Origin of the sequence: Curtobacterium sp. 9128 (genome assembly GCF_007673775.1) — a bacterium.
Taxonomy (GTDB): Bacteria; Actinomycetota; Actinomycetes; order Actinomycetales; family Microbacteriaceae; genus Curtobacterium.
The window spans coordinates 373,495-391,580 of sequence record NZ_VEAF01000004.1; the positions used below are offsets into that span (position 1 = coordinate 373,495).

Sequence of the window (18,086 nt, forward strand, 5' to 3'; positions counted from 1 at the left end):
AGGTGTGGGGTCCCCGCCCCGTGCGGGGTCGTCGGAGCGGGGATCGGCGACGGTCCTGCTCGTCGCCGTCCTCGCCGTGACGATGGTCGCGGTCGGAGCCGTGCTGGCTGCCGCCGGCGCCCGGGTCGGGTCCGTCCGTGCGGCGTCGGCGGCGGACGCGGCAGCGCTCGCCGGTGCCGCCGCCGTCGTCGGGCTCGTGCCAGGCGGTCCGTGCGCCGCCGCAGCACGGGTCGCCCGGGCCAACGGCACGGACCTCGTCGCGTGTGCTGTGCGCGGCGCAGTCGTCTGGGTCGTGGTCTCGGTCGCCGCCGGACCCGTCACCCTCCACCGCTCGGCGGTGGCCGGTCCGGCACCGGTCCCTCCCGAAGCGCACGACCGGGCATCGTCCCGGTGGGCATCACCGCCACTGTGTGTATGGTGTGGCTGTCGGCCCGCCGGTCATCGATGTCCCGGTCGACCCGGACGCGTCCGCGTCCCAGGGCCGACAGCACCATCGATCAAGGAGTCACGTGCCAGGCACGAAGAAGCTCGTGATCGTCGAGAGCCCCGCGAAGGCGAAGACGATCGCGCAATACCTCGGTGACGGATACGAAGTCCAGGCGTCAGTCGGACACATCCGGGACCTCATCGAGCCCAAGAACCTCCCGCCCGAGCTCAAGAAGGGCTCCGTCGGCAAGTTCTCGGTCGACGTCGACAACGGGTTCGAGCCGTACTACGTCGTCTCCGACGCGAAGAAGAAGACCGTCGCCGAACTCAGGCGCGCCCTGAAGGACGCCGACGAGCTCTACCTCGCAACTGATGAGGACCGCGAGGGCGAGGCCATCGCGTGGCACCTCCTGCAGGTGCTCAAGCCGAAGGTGCCGGTCAAGCGCATGGTGTTCCACGAGATCACCAAGGAGGCGATCCAGCGTGCGCAGGAGGCCACCCGTGAGCTCGACACGGCGCTCGTCGACGCGCAGGAGACCCGCCGCATCCTCGACCGTCTCTACGGCTTCGAGGTGTCCCCGGTGCTCTGGCGGAAGGTCGGACCCGGACTGTCCGCCGGCCGCGTCCAGTCGGCGGCGACGCGTCTGGTCGTCGACCGCGAGCGCGAGCGCCTGGCGTTCGTCTCGGCGAACTACTGGGACCTGACGGCGCGCTTCGAGAAGGTCGGCGAAGGTGCGTTCTCCGCACGGATCGCCCGGGTGCAGGGCACGCGGGTCGCTTCGGGCCGCGACTTCGACGACCGCGGAACGACGACCTCGGACGCCGTCGTCCTCGACGAGGCATCGGCCACGACCCTCGCCTCGGTGCTCGAGCGTGCTGGCGATGCCGTCGTCCGCAGTGTCGACTCGAAGCCGTACACGCGTCGTCCCGCTGCGCCGTTCACCACGTCGACGCTGCAGCAGGAGGCGGCGCGCAAGCTCCGGTTCTCGGCGCGCCAGACGATGAGCGTCGCGCAGTCGCTGTACGAGAACGGCCACATCACCTACATGCGAACCGACTCCGCGTCGCTGTCGCAGCAGGCGGTCACCGCGGCCCGGAAGCAGGCCGCCGACCTCTACGGCGCCGAGACGGTGCCGGACAAGCCCCGCAGCTACGCGGGCAAGAGCAAGAACGCCCAGGAGGCGCACGAGGCCATCCGCCCCGCAGGTGACACCTTCCGCACGCCGTCGCAGATGGAGAAGGTGCTCCGCGGCAACGACTGGAAGCTCTACGACCTGATCTGGAAGCGCACGGTCGCGTCGCAGATGGCGGACGCCAAGGGCTCGACCGCATCGGTGGTGCTCGGCATCACCTCGACGGAGTCCGTCGAGGGCCTCGCGTCGACGGCGAACGGGACGGACGTCGAGTTCACCGCGTCGGGCACGGTCATCACGTTCCGTGGCTTCCTCAACGCCTACGAAGAGGGCCGTGACGAAGAGCGGCACGACGCCGCCGCGAACAGTGCGGACGCCAAGCTCCCGGCGATGGCCGAGGGCGACCACCTCGGTGTCGACGACGTGGAGGCGAAGGGGCACGACACCTCGGCGCCGCCGCGCTACACGGAGGCGAGCCTGGTCAAGACGCTCGAGGAGCTCGGCATCGGCCGTCCCTCGACGTACGCCGCCATCATCTCGACCATCGTGGACCGCGGCTACGTGACCCCGCGCGGCACCTCGCTCGTGCCGAACTGGATCGCCTTCAGCGTCGTGCGGCTGCTCGAGGACTACTTCGGTGACCTCGTGCAGTACGACTTCACGGCGGAGATGGAGAACGACCTCGACCGCATCGCGAGCGGCGACGAGGACCGTGTCGACTGGCTGAACGGGTTCTACTTCGGCGGTGGTGACCAGCGCGGGCTCCGCACGGTCATCGACAACCTCGGCGAGATCGACGCGCGGGAGATCAACTCCGTCGAGCTCTCGCCCGGGCTCACGCTGCGCATCGGGCGCTACGGGCCGTACATCGAGACCCCGAGCGACGACCCGGAGAAGCCCCGCCGGGTCAACGTCCCCGAGGACCTCGCCCCCGACGAGCTCACCGCCGAGAAGGCACGCGAACTCGTGGAGGCGCCCGTGGTCGGCGACCGCGTCGTCGGCATCAACCCGGACTCCGGGAAAGAGGTCCTGGCGAAGGACGGCCGGTTCGGTCCGTACGTCACGGAGCGCACGCCGGAACCCGAGCCCACGGTCGACCCCGCCACCGGTGAGGTCCTGAGCGCCGAGGGCGGCGTGAGCACCACCACCGCGACGGCCACGGCGACGAAGGCGGAGCCCGCGACCAAGGCCAAGAAGACGACGAAGAAGGCGGCCGCGCCGAAGGAGCGCACCGCGTCCCTCTTCAAGTCGATGGACCCGCAGACCGTCGACCTCGAGACCGCGCTGAAGCTGCTCGACCTGCCGCGCACGGTCGGGGTCGACCCGGAGTCCGGCGACGAGATCACCGCGCAGAACGGTCGCTACGGGCCCTACCTCAAGAAGGGGACGGACACCCGGACGCTCCCGAGCGAGGACGCGATCTTCGACGTCGACCTCCCGGGCGCGCTCGAGCTGTTCGCGCAGCCGAAGTACGGCGCCAAGCGTGCCGCGAGTGCCGCGCTCAAGGAGTTCGACGCCGACCCGGTCTCCGGCAAGCCGATCAAGATGAAGGACGGCCGGTTCGGTCCCTACGTCACCGACGGCGAGACGAACGCGACCATCCCGCGCGGCGAGGAGGTCGACGCGGTCGACTTCGAACGCGCCGTCCAGCTGCTCGCCGACAAACGTGCGAAGGGCCCGGTCAAGAAGAAGACCACGACCAGGCGCGCGCCCGCGAAGAAGAAGTGACCGGTCGGTTCATCACGCTCGAGGGCGGCGACGGCGCAGGGAAGACCACCCAGGCCGAGCTGCTCACCGAGTGGCTCGAGGAGAACGGGCGGACCGTCGTCCGCACCCGCGAGCCCGGGGGGACCGACTTGGGCCTCCGCATCCGCGCGATGGTCCTGCACGAGCGCGGGCACGTCGAGCCCCGGGCCGAGGCGCTCCTGTACGCGGCCGACCGCGCCCACCACGTGGAGACGGTCGTCCGCCCGGCGATCGCGCGCGGCGACGTCGTGCTGCAGGACCGCTACATCGACTCCTCGGTCGCCTACCAGGGCGTGGCTCGCGGACTCGGGGCCGATCAGGTCAGGAGCGTCTCGGACTGGGCGGCGGACGGACTCGTCCCGGACCGGACCGTGCTGCTCGACCTCGACGTCGCCGAGGGCCGGGCGCGTGTCGCGGCGGCGCGCGGGGACGTCTTCGACCGCCTGGAGTCCGAGGCCGCCGCGTTCCACGACTCGGTCCGTGCCGCGTTCCTCGCGATGGCCGCCGACGAGCCGGAGCGGTTCCTCGTCGTCGACGCCGGTGCTCCCGCCGACGACGTCCAGCTGGCCATCCGCCGCGCCCTCGGGCCTCTCGTTGGGATCGCGCAGTGACCGTGGACGGATGCCCGACCAGGACCGGCGCACGATGACGCCCGCGTCGGTGGCGCCTGACAGGATGACGCCGTGAGCGTGTGGGACGGCCTGACCGGGCAGGAAGAAGCGGTCGCTGCCCTGCGCAGTGCCGCCGAGGCACCCGACGGCACCGGGGGCATGACCCATTCGTGGCTGATCACCGGCCCGCCCGGATCCGGACGCTCGAACGTCGCGACGGCGTTCGCCGCGGCGCTCGTCGGGTCCGGTCCGGACGACGACCACACCCTCCGGCAGATCACCGCGCACACCCACCCCGACGTCTCGGTCCTCACGACGCAGCGGGTCATCATCACCATCGACGAGATCCGACAGCTCGTGACGTCGTCGTACTACTCGCCGTCGGTCGGACGGTGGCGGGTCGTCATCATCGAGGACGCCGACCGCATGACGGAGCGCACCTCGAACCTGCTGCTGAAGGCGCTCGAGGAGCCGCCGACGCGGACGGTGTGGATCCTGTGCGCCCCGAGCGAGGCCGACCTCCTGCCGACCATCCGGTCCCGCGTCCGCTCGGTCCGGCTCCGCGTCCCGGGCATCGAGTCCGTCGCCGACCTCATCGTCGCTCGCACCGGCGTCGACCGGACGCTGGCCCTGGACGCCGCCCGGCAAGCGCAGAGCCACATCGGGATGGCGCAGCGCCTCGCCACCAGTGCGGACGCCCGTGACCGCCGTCGGCGCACGCTGCAGACCGTGCTCGGCATCCGGAGCGTCGGCGAGGCCGTGACCGCCGCGGCGGAACTCCTCGCCGTCGCCGACGAGGACGCCAAGGCCATCACCCAGCAGCGCGACGCCGAGGAACGCGACGCCGCGCTGCGGTCGCTCGGTGTCGAACCCGGCGGAACCGTGCCGCCGGCGCTCCGCTCGCAGCTCCGGGCGATGGAAGAGGACCAGAAGCGCCGGGCGACCAGGAGCCTGCGGGACGGCCTCGACCGCATCCTCGTCGACGTCTCGTCGCTGTACCGCGACCTGCTGCTCATCGGTCTGGGCGCACCGGGGGAGCCGGTGAACCTCGCGATGAAGGACGAGCTCGACCGGGCGACGGCGTCGGTGCCGCCCGCCGCCGCGCTCGAGATCCTCGACGCGATCGCCCTCGCACGGCAGCGCATCGCCGCGAACGTGGCGGCGCTCCTGGCGCTCGAGGCCATGCTCGTCACCCTGGTCCGCGCGGTCCGCTGACCCGGAGACGACCGCGCTGCCCGCCCGCTGACGGTCGGGCGTGGGAGAATCGCCCCATGCCCGAAGCAGAACCCGGCCTGCGGGAACGGAAGCGACGCGCCACCCGCCTGGCGATCCAGCAGGCTGCCCTGCGCATCGCGGCCGAGGACGGCCTCGCCGCGGTCACCGTCGACGAGATCTCCCGCCGGGCCGACATCTCGCCCCGGACGTTCTTCAACTACTTCCCGAGCAAGGAGCAGGCACTCCTCGGCGAGGACCCCACCCTGCCGCACGACGACGTCGTCGACGCGTTCGTCGGTGGCGGCCCGTCCGGGGACCTGCTCGCGGACATCGGCACGCTGCTCGTCCACTCGACACAGTCGCTGATCGAGGAGCGTGGGCTCATCGAGGAACGGCAGCAGGTGCTCCGCGCGAACCCCGAGCTCTTCAGCCAGCGGATGGCGTCGATGAAGGAGTTCCAGGCCGGGCTCGAGGGCGTGATCACCCGTCGCCTCACGAACGACGACCCGGCCTTCGCCGAGGACGAGGTCGCGCTCCGCCGACGCGCCAGACTCGCGTCACTGGTCTCCCTCGCAACGCTCCGACACGCCTGGTGGGAGTGGTCCGACTCACCGGCCGAGTCCCACCTGGTGGACGACCTGCAGCGGTCGTTCGACGAGCTCGGCGCGCTCGTTTCGCGCTCGCTCGTCTGAACCTGTATAGTTGTGACCCGTGCCGCTCCGGGAACGGAGCGTCCGCCGCCTTAGCTCAGTCGGTAGAGCGATTCACTCGTAATGAATAGGTCGTCGGTTCGATTCCGACAGGCGGCTCCCCGAAACCCCCTTGTTCCCGCGGAACAAGGGGGTTCTCCCGTTCCACGGGCCGTCGTCGCCAGCTCCGAACCGGTGCGTACCGCGTGTGGCATGCTGGGACGACCGGCGGCCATCCCGTCGGTCGTCGGTGGGGACGAGGGGGACACATGGGGGCGATCGAGTTCGACGACGCCGCGGCGAGCAACCTGGAGACGGCTGCTGGGTCGGCGGCGGACCGGCTCCGCGGACAGAGCGGTACACGTCGCGCCGCCGCGGACGACGCATCGACGGACTTCTCCGGCGCGTACGCGGACCGGTTCGCTGCCGCGGCGCTCGCCGAGTCGACGGATCGTCCGAAGCTCGCATCCGTGCTCTCGGACCTCCGTTCGCAGGTCCGGACCGTCGCGGCCGAGGCCGAGCGTGAGCGGAAGCGGCTCGCGGACCACGCCGCGTGGGAGGCCCGCGACCAGGCTCGTCGGGTGGCGGTGGCCGCCGACACGGTGCACGCCGTGACTGCGTGGGGCGAGGGCCTGCTGGACCCGCAGCCGCCGGACACGCCGATCCGTCCGACGCCGATCGACGCGTCGTTCTCGCCGCAGGAGCGGAGCAGGTCAGCCGGCGGCGGGACCAACGGTCGGAGTTCCGCTGACCCGAGTCGGCTGCGGTCGTTCGCCAGGGAGTCGCGGGCTGCGGACACCGCCGCGAACGAGGAGCTCCATCAGCTCCAGACCGCGTGGTCGACCTTCGTCGCCACCTGTGGTTGGGCACCCGTCGACAGCGCCACGTTCCTCGGCGGCTTCGAGCGACTGCTGACCGAGAACGCGGCTGATGCAGCGTGGGCCGACCAGATCGCGGATGCGTTCGACCGGGCCGGGGGCGGTCACTCCGTCGCGGACGCCGCGCTCGACATCGTGCTGTCCGGCGCCCTCCCGACGGCGCTCCGCGACCTGCTGGCCGCCGGGCTGTCGCCGAGCGAGGTCGCTTCGCGGTGGGGTGCGCTGGACTGGGCGGGCGGGAGCCCCGACGACGTCGCCGACCTCAAGGCCCTGCCGCTGGCGGTCCTCGCGCAGATCGGGAACCTCGAGGGGACGCCGTACTGGGCCCGCGGCGTCGCCAACCGAGCCGTGCTCGACGCTCGCCTCGCCGCCGCCGAGCGGAACCACGGCCCCGACCTCCCGGCGCTCCGTGACATCACGGCGACGCTCGACGACAAGACCCACCCAGGACCCGGCCGGACGCTGATCTCCCTCACGACCGATTCGCCGCCGCTCGCCGCGATCTCGATCGGGAACCTCGACACGGCGACGAACGTCACGTGGGCGATCCCGGGGATGGGGTCGAGCACGGAGAAGATGTCCGACTGGACCGATGCCGCGCAGAACGTCTACAACGAGCAGGCGACCGTGCACGGCGACCCGAACCACGCCGTCGTGGCGTGGATGGGGTACAAGGCGCCACCGATCCCGGGCAACGGGAACGTGGACCTCGGCGTGTTCCACTCCGACTACGCCGAGAAGGGCGCCGACCACCTCGCCGACGCCCTGCGCGGGTTCGACGCTGCGCGGAGCAACTCCCTGGTGCACACGAACGTCGTCGCCCACTCGTACGGGACGACGACCGCGTCGATCGCGCTGACGGAGTCCGACGTGCACGTCGACACGTTCACGACCGTCGCATCGGCGGGCATCCCGGACGACATCCCGTCGGCGTCGTCGATCCACGCGACGCACATGTACTCCGGGCAGGCGCGCGACGTCACGCCGCTCGTCGAACGCGACCAGGGCGACCAGTGGGCGCACATCGGCCGTGACCACAGCACCGACCACCACAAGGACCCCACGGACCCGGACTTCGGCTCGACGACGTTCGGGGCCGACGGCGACGACTCGCTGAAGGGGGTGACCGACCACGGGGTGCACACCGGAGGGAACACCGGGTACCTCGACCGTGGCACCGAGTCGCTCCGGAACGTGGCCTACGCCACCACCGGGCAGCCCGACCGGATGACGGAAGCACGGCCACCGGAGCCGACGTGGTTCGATGAGCAGTACGCCCACCGGCAGCCGACGCCGTGAGCGCGCCAGAAGAGAGAGCGATGATCGCCAAGACCCTCGTCGCGACCGCGGTCCTCGCGGCCACGACACTCCTGTTGACCAGCTGCGGAGGAACACCGGTGCAACCGAACGAGTCGAGCGCGACGGCCGTCCAGCCCGACGACGCGAAGCAGTCCATCGTCGACTTCGTCGACCGCTCCACAGCGGCGCTCGGCGGCGACTGGAAGCCCCGACAGGGGCCGGGCCTGAGCAAGTGCACGACGGGCGCGGGCGACGACGGAGTCTCGTGGGTCTACATCGTCGACCGGTCGGACGCAGGTGACCCGAAGGCCGACGTGGACACGCTCGAGCAGCTCTGGAAGCAGCGCGGGGTGACCACGGAGCGCTACCAGAGCGGTGGCCAGGACCCGATCCTCGGGGTCCGCGGAACGGGCGGCCCGACGACCACCGTCGACTTCACCGCCGATCCCCGTGGCTACGCGATCACCGGCGAGTCCGAGTGCGCCGAAGGCGACTACGCGACGATGGTCCGAGGCGGCGCCTGACGTCGTCGACGGGGACTGCCCTCCACCGCAGGGTGGAGGGTTGCATGCGGTATCTCGTACGCAAGGATGACGCGCTCGGCGCCCCGGCCCCCGTAGCGTGGCCGCGTGATCGAAGTCGACCATCTCACCAAACGCTACGGTCCGAAGCTCGCCGTGGACGACGTCTCCTTCGTCGTCCGCCCGGGCAGCGTGACCGGCTTCCTCGGGCCGAACGGCGCGGGGAAGTCCACCACGATGCGCATGATCATGGGGCTGGACCGGCCGACCGCCGGTCGCGCCGTGGTGAACGGGCGGCCGTACCAGACCTTCCGTGACCCGCTCCGGCAGGTCGGAGCCCTGCTCGAGGCGAAGGCCGTGCACTCCGGGCGCAGCGCGTACAACCACCTGCTCTCCCTCGCAGCGACGCACGGCATCCCGAAGGCGCGGGTGCACGAGGTCATCGACATGACCGGGCTCGACTCCGTCGCCCGGAAACGCGTCGGTGGGTTCTCGCTCGGCATGGGGCAGCGGCTCGGCATCGCCGCCGCGCTCCTCGGCGACCCGAGGACCCTGATCCTCGACGAGCCGGTGAACGGCCTCGACCCCGACGGGGTGCTCTGGGTGCGGCAGCTCGCCCGCCGGATGGCTGCGGACGGTCGGACGGTGTTCCTCTCCAGTCACCTGATGAGCGAGATGGCCCAGACCGCGGACCGCGTCGTGGTGCTCGGCCGGGGCAGAGTCCTCGCCGACGCACCGATCGCCGAGTTCGTCGCGGGCGCCGGGGGTGCGGGCGGCGCAACCGGCGGGGGTGCGCGGGTCGTCGTCCGGACGCCGTCGCCCGAACAGCTGTTCGCCGCGATCGGCTCGGACGCCGCTGTGACGGCCCGGGAGGACGGCTCCTTCCTCGTGGTCGGACCGGATGCCCCGACGGTCGGGGCGATCGCCGCCGGCGCCGGGATCGTGCTCCACGAACTCACCCCGCAGGGCGCGAGCCTCGAGGAGGCCTACATGGCACTGACCCGCGACGACGTCGAGTACCGATCGGAGGGCACCCGATGACCGCCCAGCACGCCGCGACCACCCGGGACACCATGCCCGGCGCGCACCTCTCCGCGACCAGGCTCGTCCGGAGCGAGTGGATCAAGCTCCGCAGCATCCGCTCCACCGTCTGGTGCTACGCGATCCTCGTCGTGCTCACGATCGCGATGGCGGTGCTGCTCGGACTGTTCGTCAACCGGGGCGGCCCCGACGTCCGGGGCGACCAGGCGAACAGCATCCTCGTCAGCATGAACACCGCCGGCGTCACGTTCACCGCGCTCGTCGTCGGTGTCCTCGGCGTCCTCATCATCACGGGGGAGTACGGCACCGGCCAGATCCGGTCGACGTTCACGGCCGATCCCGGTCGGGTCGGAGTCGTCCTCGCGAAGGCCTCCGTGCTCGCCGTGACGACGTTCCTGGTGAGCGTCGTGGCGACGTGGATCGGCGTGCTCGTCGCGGCACCGCTGCTGGCCGGCAACGGCGTGCACGGTGACCTGGCCGACCCCGCCGTCTTCCTGCCGATCCTCGGGTCGTCGGTGTACGTCACGCTCCTGGCACTGCTGGCCTACGGCATCGGGCTGCTCGTCCGGTCGAGCGCAGGCGGGATCGCCATCACGCTCGGCGTCCTGCTCGTGCTGCCGGTGATCCTGTCGCTGCTGTCCAGCCTGCTCGGTGCGCAGTGGCTCAGCGACGTCGCCCGCTTCCTGCCCTCCGACGCCGGCGGACAGCTGTACGCGTACTCGTCGGGTGCGCAGCAGCCGGCGCAGCCGGGTCTGGTGCTGAACGGGTGGGGCGGGTTCGCGGTCCTGCTCGCCGAGGTCGTCGTGGTCGGCGCCGCCGCCCTCGTGCTCGCGAAGCGACGCGACGTCTGATCCGACGGGAACACGGGCGCTGCCGCGCCGGACGGGAGGCTCGGTGCCGGACGTGCACCGAGCCTCCCGTCCGGCGCACGGAGACGAGCAGCAGCGGGGCTCACGCGAACTCGTGGACCCGTGCCTCCCACGGGCGCAGCGCGCCCGTCTCGGGGTCCGCGAGGTTACCGAGGACGCACGCACCGAGCCGTGTCACGATCGACCGCGGCAGCTCGAGCGGTGACGACGACAGGTTCGCGACCACGGCCAGCGCTGGCTCCGACGCATCGGCGAGGCGTCGGGTGAACGCCCAGAGCGACGGGTGGTCCGGTTCGAGCAGCGCGAACGCGCCGAGCCGGACCGTCCTCGACGTGTGCCGGAGGTCGATGAGCCGCCGGTGGTGCTCGTAGACCGAGCGGTCACCCGCCGCGCGGTCCGCGGCCACCGTCACGGTCGGCCAGCCCTGCCCCATGCCGATCCAGGGGGTCGTCCTCGAGAACCCGCCGGCCGGTTCGCTGTCGTCCCACGGGATCGGGGTCCTGGCGTTGTCGCGACTCCGGACGGCCAGGGCCTCGAGTGCGGCGGCGATCGGCATCCCCCGCCCGACGGCGCCGCGGAACCAGTTGAGCGACTCGACGTCGCGGTACTCGTCGATCGAACGGAACCCGGCGTTCACCATGCCGATCTCGTCGCCCTGGTAGACGTACGGCGTGCCTCGGTGGAGGTGCAGCACGGTCGCGAGGAGCGTGGCGGACTCGTAGCGGAACGCGAGCGGGTCGGCGTCGAGACCAGCGGCCGCCGCCACCGCTGCCGCGCCGAACCGCGACGCTGCCCGCGGCTGGTCGTGGTTGCCGAGGTAGAGCGAGTTCCAGCCGACCTCCGCCAGGCCGTCCTGCCACCGGGCGAGGGACGCCTTCAGCTCGGGCAGGTCGAAGGGCCGGTTGTCGAACTTCGTTGACGGGCCGTGGTCGAGGCCCACGTGCTCGAACTGGAACACCATGTCGAGCTCGTGTCGCGCCGGGTCCGTGAAGCGTGCGGCGTCCTCGACGGTCACACCGGGCATCTCCCCGACGGTGAGCAGGGCGTCCCGTCCGGCGAACACCCGCTCGTGCATCTCGCGCAGGTGGTCGTGGATGCGCGGCTGCATCACGTACGCGGCGCTGCCGTCGGACAGCGCCGCCGGGTCCTTCGCGATGTGGTTGATGACGTCCATCCGGAAGCCGTCGACGCCGCGGTCCAGCCAACCGTTCATCATCGCGTACACGGCCGACCGCATGTCCGGGTCGTCCCAGTTGAGGTCGGGCTGCTGCGGGGTGAACATGTGCAGGTAGTACTGGCCGGTGCCGGGGTCCCACGACCACGCCGGCCCACCGAACGCGGCACGCCACTCGTTCGGTTCGTGGCCGTCCACCGGGTCGCGCCAGATGTACCAGTCGTGCTTCGGGCAGCTCCGCGAGCGCTTCGCGGCCTGGAACCACGGGTGCCGGTCGCTCGAGTGGTTCACGACGAGGTCCATGACGAGCTTCATCCCGCGCCGGTGCACCTCGACCAGGAGCGCGTCGAACTCGTCGATCGTCCCGAACAGCGGGTCGATGTCCTCGTAGTCGCTGATGTCGTACCCGTTGTCGGCCTGCGGTGACCGGTAGACGGGGGAGAGCCAGATGACGTCGACACCGAGGTCGGCGATGTGGTCGAGGTGCTGGCGGATCCCGGCCAGGTCGCCGACGCCGTCGCCGTTCCCGTCGGCGAAGCTCCTCGGGTAGACCTGGTAGACGACGGCGTCCGTCCACCAGGGTTCCGTCCGGTCTGCTGGATCTGACCCGCTCACGTCAGGCGCCTCCTCGTGCTCGGACGCGCCCCGTCGCGCGCTCGTGGTGCACCGGCCGCCGGACGCGCCAGGTCGTGTGCCTGGCGTGTCCGGCGGCCGACTGTCGGTCACCTCGGACGCTACGCGCTCACGGCAGGTAGTACGTCGGGTTCGGCAGCTTCACCGCACGGTCGGCCGACCCGCCCAGCAGGTCGCTGAACTGGTCGCCGACGTTCGCGACCACGTCGTAGCGACCACCGGCCGGCGACTCGATGTGTGCGCGGGTCTGCGACTTGTACTCCACCGTCGTGCACTTGGCGGTGGCACACCGGATCCAGGACGGCTGCTGCGAGGCACCGACCCCGGTCCACTTCGTGTAGTAGGTCTGCGTCCCGTGCTGCTCGGCGCTGAACGCCGGGTACCCGACCTTCTGCAGGTTCGCGATCGTCGCGGCCTGCTGGTCGTCGTTCCGGCCGGTGAGACCGATGACGGTGCAGCCGGAACGCTGGGCGACCGACACGAGTGACGTCATCGACGGGGTGGCGGGGAAGCGCTGGTCCTGGACCCAGACGTCCTGCTCGGCCGGGTCGAACACGAAGTGCATGTCCGCGACCTCCATGTCGTAGGTCCAGAGCGTCGTGTCGTCCGCGTCGAGGACGATCGCGGGGTTCGTGTGCCGGGCTCGGCCGACCGCGCACTGGGCGGCGATCACCGGAGCCTGGCGCTGCACGATCGACCGCATCTCGCGGATGTAGGGGGAGTCCGACGTGTTGGCGATGCCGGTTCCGGGATCGCCGTAGTACGTCGCGATCGTCTTCTTCACCGAGTCGATGTTCGGGATGCCCTCGCCGCCCTGGGTGGAGCCGGAAGACCCGTCCGCCGCCATCGTGAAGTGCGTGCGCGGAGCGAGCCAGGGCTCGGAGACCCCGGGCAGGTCTGCGGAGGGCAGGAAGTAGGTCGGGTTCGGCAGCTTCACGCTCCGGTCCGCGAACCCACCCTGCAGGTCGCTCCACTGGTCGCCGATGTTGAGCGTGATGTCGTAGCCGAGGTCCTGCTCGATGTGCCTGCGGGTCTGCGCCTTGTACTCGACGGTCGTGCAGGACGCTGCGGCACAGGTGACGTACGACGGCTGCTGCGATGCACCGATGCCGGTCCACTTCGTGAAGAAGTTGTCGGCGGTGAACCCCCGGTAGCCGACCTCGGTCAGGTTGCCGAGCGTCGCGGCCTTCTGGTCGTCGTTCCGGCCGGTGAGTCCGAAGACCGTGAACCCCATGTCGGACGCGGTGTTGACGAAGTCGACCATCGACGGGGTGGCGGGGAAGCGCTGGTCCTGAACCCAGACGTCCTGCTCGGCCGGGTCGAACACGAAGTGCATGTCCGCGACCTCCATGTCGTAGGTCCAGAGTGTCGTGTCGTCCGCGTCGAGGACGATCGCCGGCTTCTGTCCCCGGCGCACGGCGCGGTCGTGGATCTGGCGCAGCTCGGCGGTCTGACGCTGCACGATCGACCGCATCTCGCGGATGTAGGGGGAGTCCGACTTGTTGGCGACGCCGGTTCCGGGATCGCCGTAGTACGTCGCGATCGTCTTCTTCACCGAGTCGATGTTCGGGATGCCCTCGCCGCCCTGGGTGGCGCCGGAGGACCCGTCCGCCGCCATCGTGAACGACGTCCTCGGAGCGAGTGCGGCGTCCGGATCCGGTCCGTGTCCGGGGTGGCCCCAGCCGTGCGCCGTCGCGGGGGACGCGCCGAGGACGCTCGACCCGACGACGAACGCGACGCCGACAGCGGCGACGGAGAGGAACCGGGAGGCAGACGCGGATCGACGCATGGAGGTCCTGATCTTCGGTGGTCGGCCCCCGGACGGGGGACGTGAGAGCACCGTAGCTGGCAATCCGCCGTGTAGTCCACATCGAAGTGCTGGATGTGGACACCCGGCCGGCGCTGGTAGACATGGCGCATGACGATTCGTTGGGGAGTCATCGGCACCGGCGGAATCGCCCGGTCCTTCGTGGGCGACTGCAGCCGAGCGGGGGTGGACTTCGTCGCGGTCGGCAGTCGGACCCGCGAGAGCGCGGCGGCCTTCGCGGACGAGTACGGCATCCCGCGGGCGCACGGCAGCTACGAGGAGCTCGTGGCCGACCCGGAGGTGGACGCCGTGTACGTCGCGACGCCGCACTCGCGGCACGCCGACGACGCCCTGCTCGCGATCGCGGCCGGCAAGCACGTCCTCGTCGAGAAGGCCTTCACCATCACGGCCGGCGAGGCACGGGCGGTGTTCGATGCCGCGCACCGTGCCGACGTCGCGGTGGTCGAGGCGATGTGGACTCGCTTCCTGCCGCAGATGCGGATGATCCGGCAGGTGATCGCCGAGGGGCGCATCGGCACGCCCCGACTCGTCGAGGCGACGCACCACCAGGCGCTGCCGACCGACCCGAACCACCGGCTCCGCGACCCGGCGCTGGGTGGCGGGGCGATCCTCGACCTCGGCGTCTACCCGATCTCCTTCGCGGTGGACGTGCTCGGCGCCCCGTCCGACGTGGTCGCCCTCGGCACGCGGAGTCCGCAGGGGGTGGACACGCAGATGGGCGTCGTGATGACCCACCCGGGGGGCGCCCAGTCGACCGTGCACTTCTCGATGGAGCTGCGGAGCCCGAACACCGCGTCGGTGATCGGTGACGCCGGGAGGATCGACATCGACTCGACCTGGTACACGCCGACGACCTGGCGTGTGCGGGACCGCGACGGCGCAGTCGTCGAGGAGTACGACGGCCGCGAGGAGCTCGCCGGCTACGCGCACGAAGCCCGCGCGTTCGAGGCGATGGTCGCCTCCGGCGCCCGCACCGTCGCCGTGATCGAACCCGAGCAGACCGTCGCGGTGATGGCGGTCATGGACGAGGCGCGTCGGCAAGTCGGCGTCACCTACCCGGCAGACGGTCTGGAGGCTGCTCCCGCAGTTCCGTAGGATCGCCTGGATGTCCGAGCACGAGTCCGTCCCAGAACGCCTCCGCAGTGCGCTCACCGCGATCCGCGGGTCGATCGCGCAGAAGCCCCTGCCGTGGGTGGCCGGCGGCCTGGCCGCCGTCCTCGTCCTGGGGTCCGGTGGTGCCGTGGCGGTCGCCGCGGCGACCGCGCCCGGCACCGACGGCGCCACCGCCTCCGGAGCGCCGGCCACCGCGTCGTCCGCCACGGGCAGCGCGTCCGCGACGCCCGTCGCCAGTGGCACCCCGACGCCGACGATCCCGCCACGCACCGTGCCGTCGGACGCACCCGGACCGACGGCGCTGAAGACCTGCTCCATCGCGGGTGTGGCCTCCGCCGCCGGACTCGGCCGCTTCGAGGGCTACGTCATGAACGCCTCGACGGGCCAGATGCTGTTCTCGCGGAACGGCGACACCGCGGCGCAGACCGGCAGCGTCATGAAGACCCTCACGACGGCGACCGCGTTGGCGGTCCTCGGCGGCGACCACACCATCCCGACCACGGTGACGGACGAGGGCAACGGCACGATCGCGATCGTCGGCCACGGTGACGCGACGCTCTCGGTCGGTGGAGCGACCGTCTACCCGGGTGCGCCGACCCTGGCGCAGCTCGCGCAGCAGGTCAAGGCGAAGCTCGGCGACACCGCGGTCGGGACGATCGTCACCGACGACACGTACTGGAACGACGCCGACGCCTGGGACCCGACCTGGCCGGTCAGCGAGCGCACGATCGGCTACCAGCCGGAGGTGACGGCGCTGATGGTCGACGGTGACCGGGCCAACCCCGCCGCGGCGACCTCGCCCCGTTCGCAGGACCCCGTCGGACGAGCGGGTGCGGCGTTCCGCACGGCGCTCGCGAACGCCGGCGTCGTCGGCGCGGCGAACGCGCAGATCGTGAAGCGGGCGACGACGAGCCAGTCCGTCATCGCGCAGGTGTCCTCGCAGCCGGTCTCGACGCTCATCGGGCAGATGATCCCGAACTCGGACAACACGCTCGCCGAGATGCTCGCACGGATCTCGTCGCGGGAGTCCGGGTCGGACGGCTCGGCCGCGTCGCTCACCGGCGTGTACCAGAAGGCGCTCGGCTCCTACGGCGTCGACCCGTCCGGGATCGTGATCAAGGACGGGTCGGGCGAGAGCGCGTCGAACGCCGTCTCCCCGGACTTCGTCGCGCACCTCATGGTCCAGGTGGCCGCCGGCGCGAAGGGCCTCGGCACGCTCGCACAGGCGTTGCCGGTCGCCGGGCAGTCCGGCACCCTCGCGAGCCGCTTCACCGGCGCGAACGCGGTCGCACGCGGCAAGGTGCACGCCAAGACCGGCTGGATCGACAGTGCGAACACCCTCGGCGGCTACATCGACGCCGCCGACGGCACGCGTCTGACCTTCGCGTTCTACGCCATCGGGTCCCCGCGGGCGGCCGCGCTCCCGGCGCTCGACGCCGTGACCGCGGCGGCGTACTCCTGCGGGAACGCGCTCACGAACTCCTGACCGGTCTGGTGTTGGATGGAGCCGTGAGCAGGGCGCTGATCGTGGTCGACATGCAGAACGACTTCACCGAGGGCGGTGCGCTCGGTGTGGTCGGGGGCGCCGAGCTGGCCGTGCGGGTGACGGCGTTCCTCGGGCGGCACGCCGACGAGTACGACCTGATCGTCGGCTCGCGGGACTGGCACCACGGCGACGACGACAACGGCGGCCACTTCGCCGTCGGCACCGCACCGGACCACCGGACCACCTGGCCGGTGCACTGCGTTGCCGGGACGCCCGGCGCCGAGTACCACCCGCGACTCGACACCGCGCCGATCGACGTCCACGTCCGCAAGGGGCAGGGGACACCGGCGTACTCGGCGTTCGAGGCGACGACCGAGTCCGGCGAGGGGCTGCTGGAGCTCCTGACGGCGCGCGAGGTGCACGCGATCGACATCGTCGGCATCGCCACCGACCACTGCGTCCGGGCGACGGCGCTCGACGGGCTCGACGCCGGCCTGGACGTGACGGTGTACCCGGACATGGTCGTCGGGGTCGACCCGGCGCGGAGCGAGGCCGCCCTGACCGAGATCGCCGACGCCGGCGGCCACGTCGAGCCCAGCGACATGGACGAGGGGCTCGCGAACCCCGGGGGCGCCCTGCTCTGACGCTTCCGTTCTGTCGGTCCTCCGGAGTACCGTCTGCTGATACATCAGCGGACGAGCTCGGAGGGGACATGGGCGGGAACAGCACGACCAGCAACGGCGACGGCAACCAGGTGCACGTCGAGGGCGACGCGCACGGTCCGGTCGTGGCCGGCGGCGGCATCCACATCGGCGACGGCAACACCGGGATCGTCATCACGGGGTTCGCCGACGACGACGGCCGGAAGCGCAACTTCACGATCGCGAAGGCCTCGCGTGTCCCGGTGACGGCGACCTGGATCGGGATCATGTCCGGAGTGGTGACGCTGATCGGCTTCGCGACCGGTGTCACCAGCGTGTGGCAGGCCGTGGCGGCGTTCCGTGACGGACTGTCCTCGGCACCGCCGACCGACCCGTGGACGGTGGCGTGGCTGCTCGGCGGGGTCGTGCTCGTCGCCGTGGGCGTGGCCGGGTTCTCGTCCGCCCGGTTCCTCCGTCGGCACGTGCTCCGGTTGCCCAGACACTGGCGGGCACGTGCGTGGGCCGGCATCCGCGACGGTTCCGGTCGGACCTTCCCGTGGCGACTGCGGCTCGCGGCCGAGTGTGAGCACTGCCCGGGTCGGAAGCTGCGGTTCGCGCAGGTCCCCGCGTCCTGGGTCGACCACTACCAGGGTGGGAAGACGACCCGGCGGGAGGTGACCGAGTGGCAACCGGTGGCGATCTGCCCACGCAACCCGGAACACCGTGTCCGCGTCGACGTCTCCGGCAACGACTTCGACGTCGCGCTCGGGCGCGGGTGACGGT

15 protein-coding genes and 1 tRNA gene are annotated in these 18,086 nt (G+C 71.4%); 14 read left to right on the top strand and 2 right to left on the bottom strand.

Annotation, left to right across the window (positions count from 1 at the left end; all coding sequences use genetic code 11):
• The first annotated feature begins 4 nt into the window (after nucleotides 1-4).
• The 10 genes from FS641_RS18585 to FS641_RS10705 all read left to right on the top strand — a co-directional run bounded on the left by FS641_RS18585 (nucleotide 5) and on the right by FS641_RS10705 (nucleotide 10,410).
• Nucleotides 5-583, top strand: a complete 579-nt coding sequence (locus FS641_RS18585; RefSeq protein ID WP_144763549.1) for an Rv3654c family TadE-like protein — start codon at nucleotides 5-7, stop codon at nucleotides 581-583.
• Complete coding sequence (topA, locus tag FS641_RS10665) at nucleotides 510-3,287, top strand: type I DNA topoisomerase (RefSeq protein ID WP_144763550.1); 2,778 nt, start codon at nucleotides 510-512, stop codon at nucleotides 3,285-3,287. The genes FS641_RS18585 and topA overlap by 74 nt, the downstream gene beginning before the upstream one ends.
• Complete coding sequence (gene tmk, locus FS641_RS10670; RefSeq protein WP_144763551.1) at nucleotides 3,284-3,916, top strand: dTMP kinase; 633 nt, start codon at nucleotides 3,284-3,286, stop codon at nucleotides 3,914-3,916. The genes topA and tmk overlap by 4 nt, the downstream gene beginning before the upstream one ends.
• Nucleotides 3,917-3,988: 72 nt before the next feature.
• Nucleotides 3,989-5,131, top strand: a complete 1,143-nt coding sequence (locus FS641_RS10675; RefSeq protein ID WP_144763552.1) for a DNA polymerase III subunit delta' — start codon at nucleotides 3,989-3,991, stop codon at nucleotides 5,129-5,131.
• A 56-nt stretch (nucleotides 5,132-5,187) separates the two neighbouring features.
• Nucleotides 5,188-5,823 carry a TetR/AcrR family transcriptional regulator gene (locus tag FS641_RS10680; RefSeq protein ID WP_144763553.1) on the top strand — a complete coding sequence of 212 codons (636 nt, stop codon included), beginning with the start codon at nucleotides 5,188-5,190 and terminating at the stop codon, nucleotides 5,821-5,823.
• A 44-nt stretch (nucleotides 5,824-5,867) separates the two neighbouring features.
• Nucleotides 5,868-5,940, top strand: a tRNA-Thr gene (locus FS641_RS10685).
• 149 nt (nucleotides 5,941-6,089) lie between these two features.
• Entirely contained in the window at nucleotides 6,090-7,997 is a 1,908-nt protein-coding gene (locus FS641_RS10690) for an alpha/beta hydrolase (protein ID WP_144763554.1), read from the top strand.
• A 20-nt stretch (nucleotides 7,998-8,017) separates the two neighbouring features.
• A complete protein-coding gene (locus FS641_RS10695; protein ID WP_144763555.1) occupies nucleotides 8,018-8,521 on the top strand; it encodes a hypothetical protein in 504 nt (167 codons plus the stop codon).
• A gap of 105 nt (nucleotides 8,522-8,626) precedes the next feature.
• A complete protein-coding gene (locus FS641_RS10700) occupies nucleotides 8,627-9,559 on the top strand; it encodes an ABC transporter ATP-binding protein (RefSeq protein ID WP_144763556.1) in 933 nt (310 codons plus the stop codon).
• The gene (locus FS641_RS10705) at nucleotides 9,556-10,410 is read left to right on the top strand and encodes an ABC transporter permease (RefSeq protein WP_144763557.1); all 855 of its coding nucleotides are present in this window, start codon (nucleotides 9,556-9,558) and stop codon (nucleotides 10,408-10,410) included. Before FS641_RS10700 ends, FS641_RS10705 begins: the two co-directional genes overlap by 4 nt.
• 100 nt (nucleotides 10,411-10,510) lie before the next feature.
• Here FS641_RS10705 and FS641_RS10710 read toward each other — a convergent pair whose 3' ends face one another.
• The gene (locus tag FS641_RS10710) at nucleotides 10,511-12,217 is read right to left on the bottom strand and encodes an alpha-glucosidase (protein WP_144763558.1); all 1,707 of its coding nucleotides are present in this window, start codon (nucleotides 12,215-12,217) and stop codon (nucleotides 10,511-10,513) included.
• Nucleotides 12,218-12,344: 127 nt separating this feature from the next.
• On the bottom strand, nucleotides 12,345-14,024 hold the full coding sequence (locus tag FS641_RS10715; protein WP_144763559.1) for an HAD family acid phosphatase: 1,680 nt from the start codon (nucleotides 14,022-14,024) through the stop codon (nucleotides 12,345-12,347).
• Between the two features lie 129 nt (nucleotides 14,025-14,153).
• Between FS641_RS10715 and FS641_RS10720 the strand changes: the two genes are divergently transcribed.
• The 4 genes from FS641_RS10720 to FS641_RS10735 all read left to right on the top strand — a co-directional run bounded on the left by FS641_RS10720 (nucleotide 14,154) and on the right by FS641_RS10735 (nucleotide 18,082).
• Nucleotides 14,154-15,158: a Gfo/Idh/MocA family protein gene (locus FS641_RS10720; RefSeq protein ID WP_144763560.1), complete on the top strand. Its 1,005-nt coding sequence runs from the start codon at nucleotides 14,154-14,156 to the stop codon at nucleotides 15,156-15,158.
• Between the two features lie 10 nt (nucleotides 15,159-15,168).
• The gene (gene dacB / locus FS641_RS10725; RefSeq protein ID WP_144763561.1) at nucleotides 15,169-16,662 is read left to right on the top strand and encodes a D-alanyl-D-alanine carboxypeptidase/D-alanyl-D-alanine-endopeptidase; all 1,494 of its coding nucleotides are present in this window, start codon (nucleotides 15,169-15,171) and stop codon (nucleotides 16,660-16,662) included.
• A gap of 23 nt (nucleotides 16,663-16,685) precedes the next feature.
• A complete protein-coding gene (locus FS641_RS10730) occupies nucleotides 16,686-17,306 on the top strand; it encodes an isochorismatase family protein (RefSeq protein ID WP_144763562.1) in 621 nt (206 codons plus the stop codon).
• A gap of 68 nt (nucleotides 17,307-17,374) precedes the next feature.
• The gene (locus FS641_RS10735) at nucleotides 17,375-18,082 is read left to right on the top strand and encodes a hypothetical protein (RefSeq protein WP_144763563.1); all 708 of its coding nucleotides are present in this window, start codon (nucleotides 17,375-17,377) and stop codon (nucleotides 18,080-18,082) included.
• Nucleotides 18,083-18,086 lie beyond the last annotated feature (4 nt).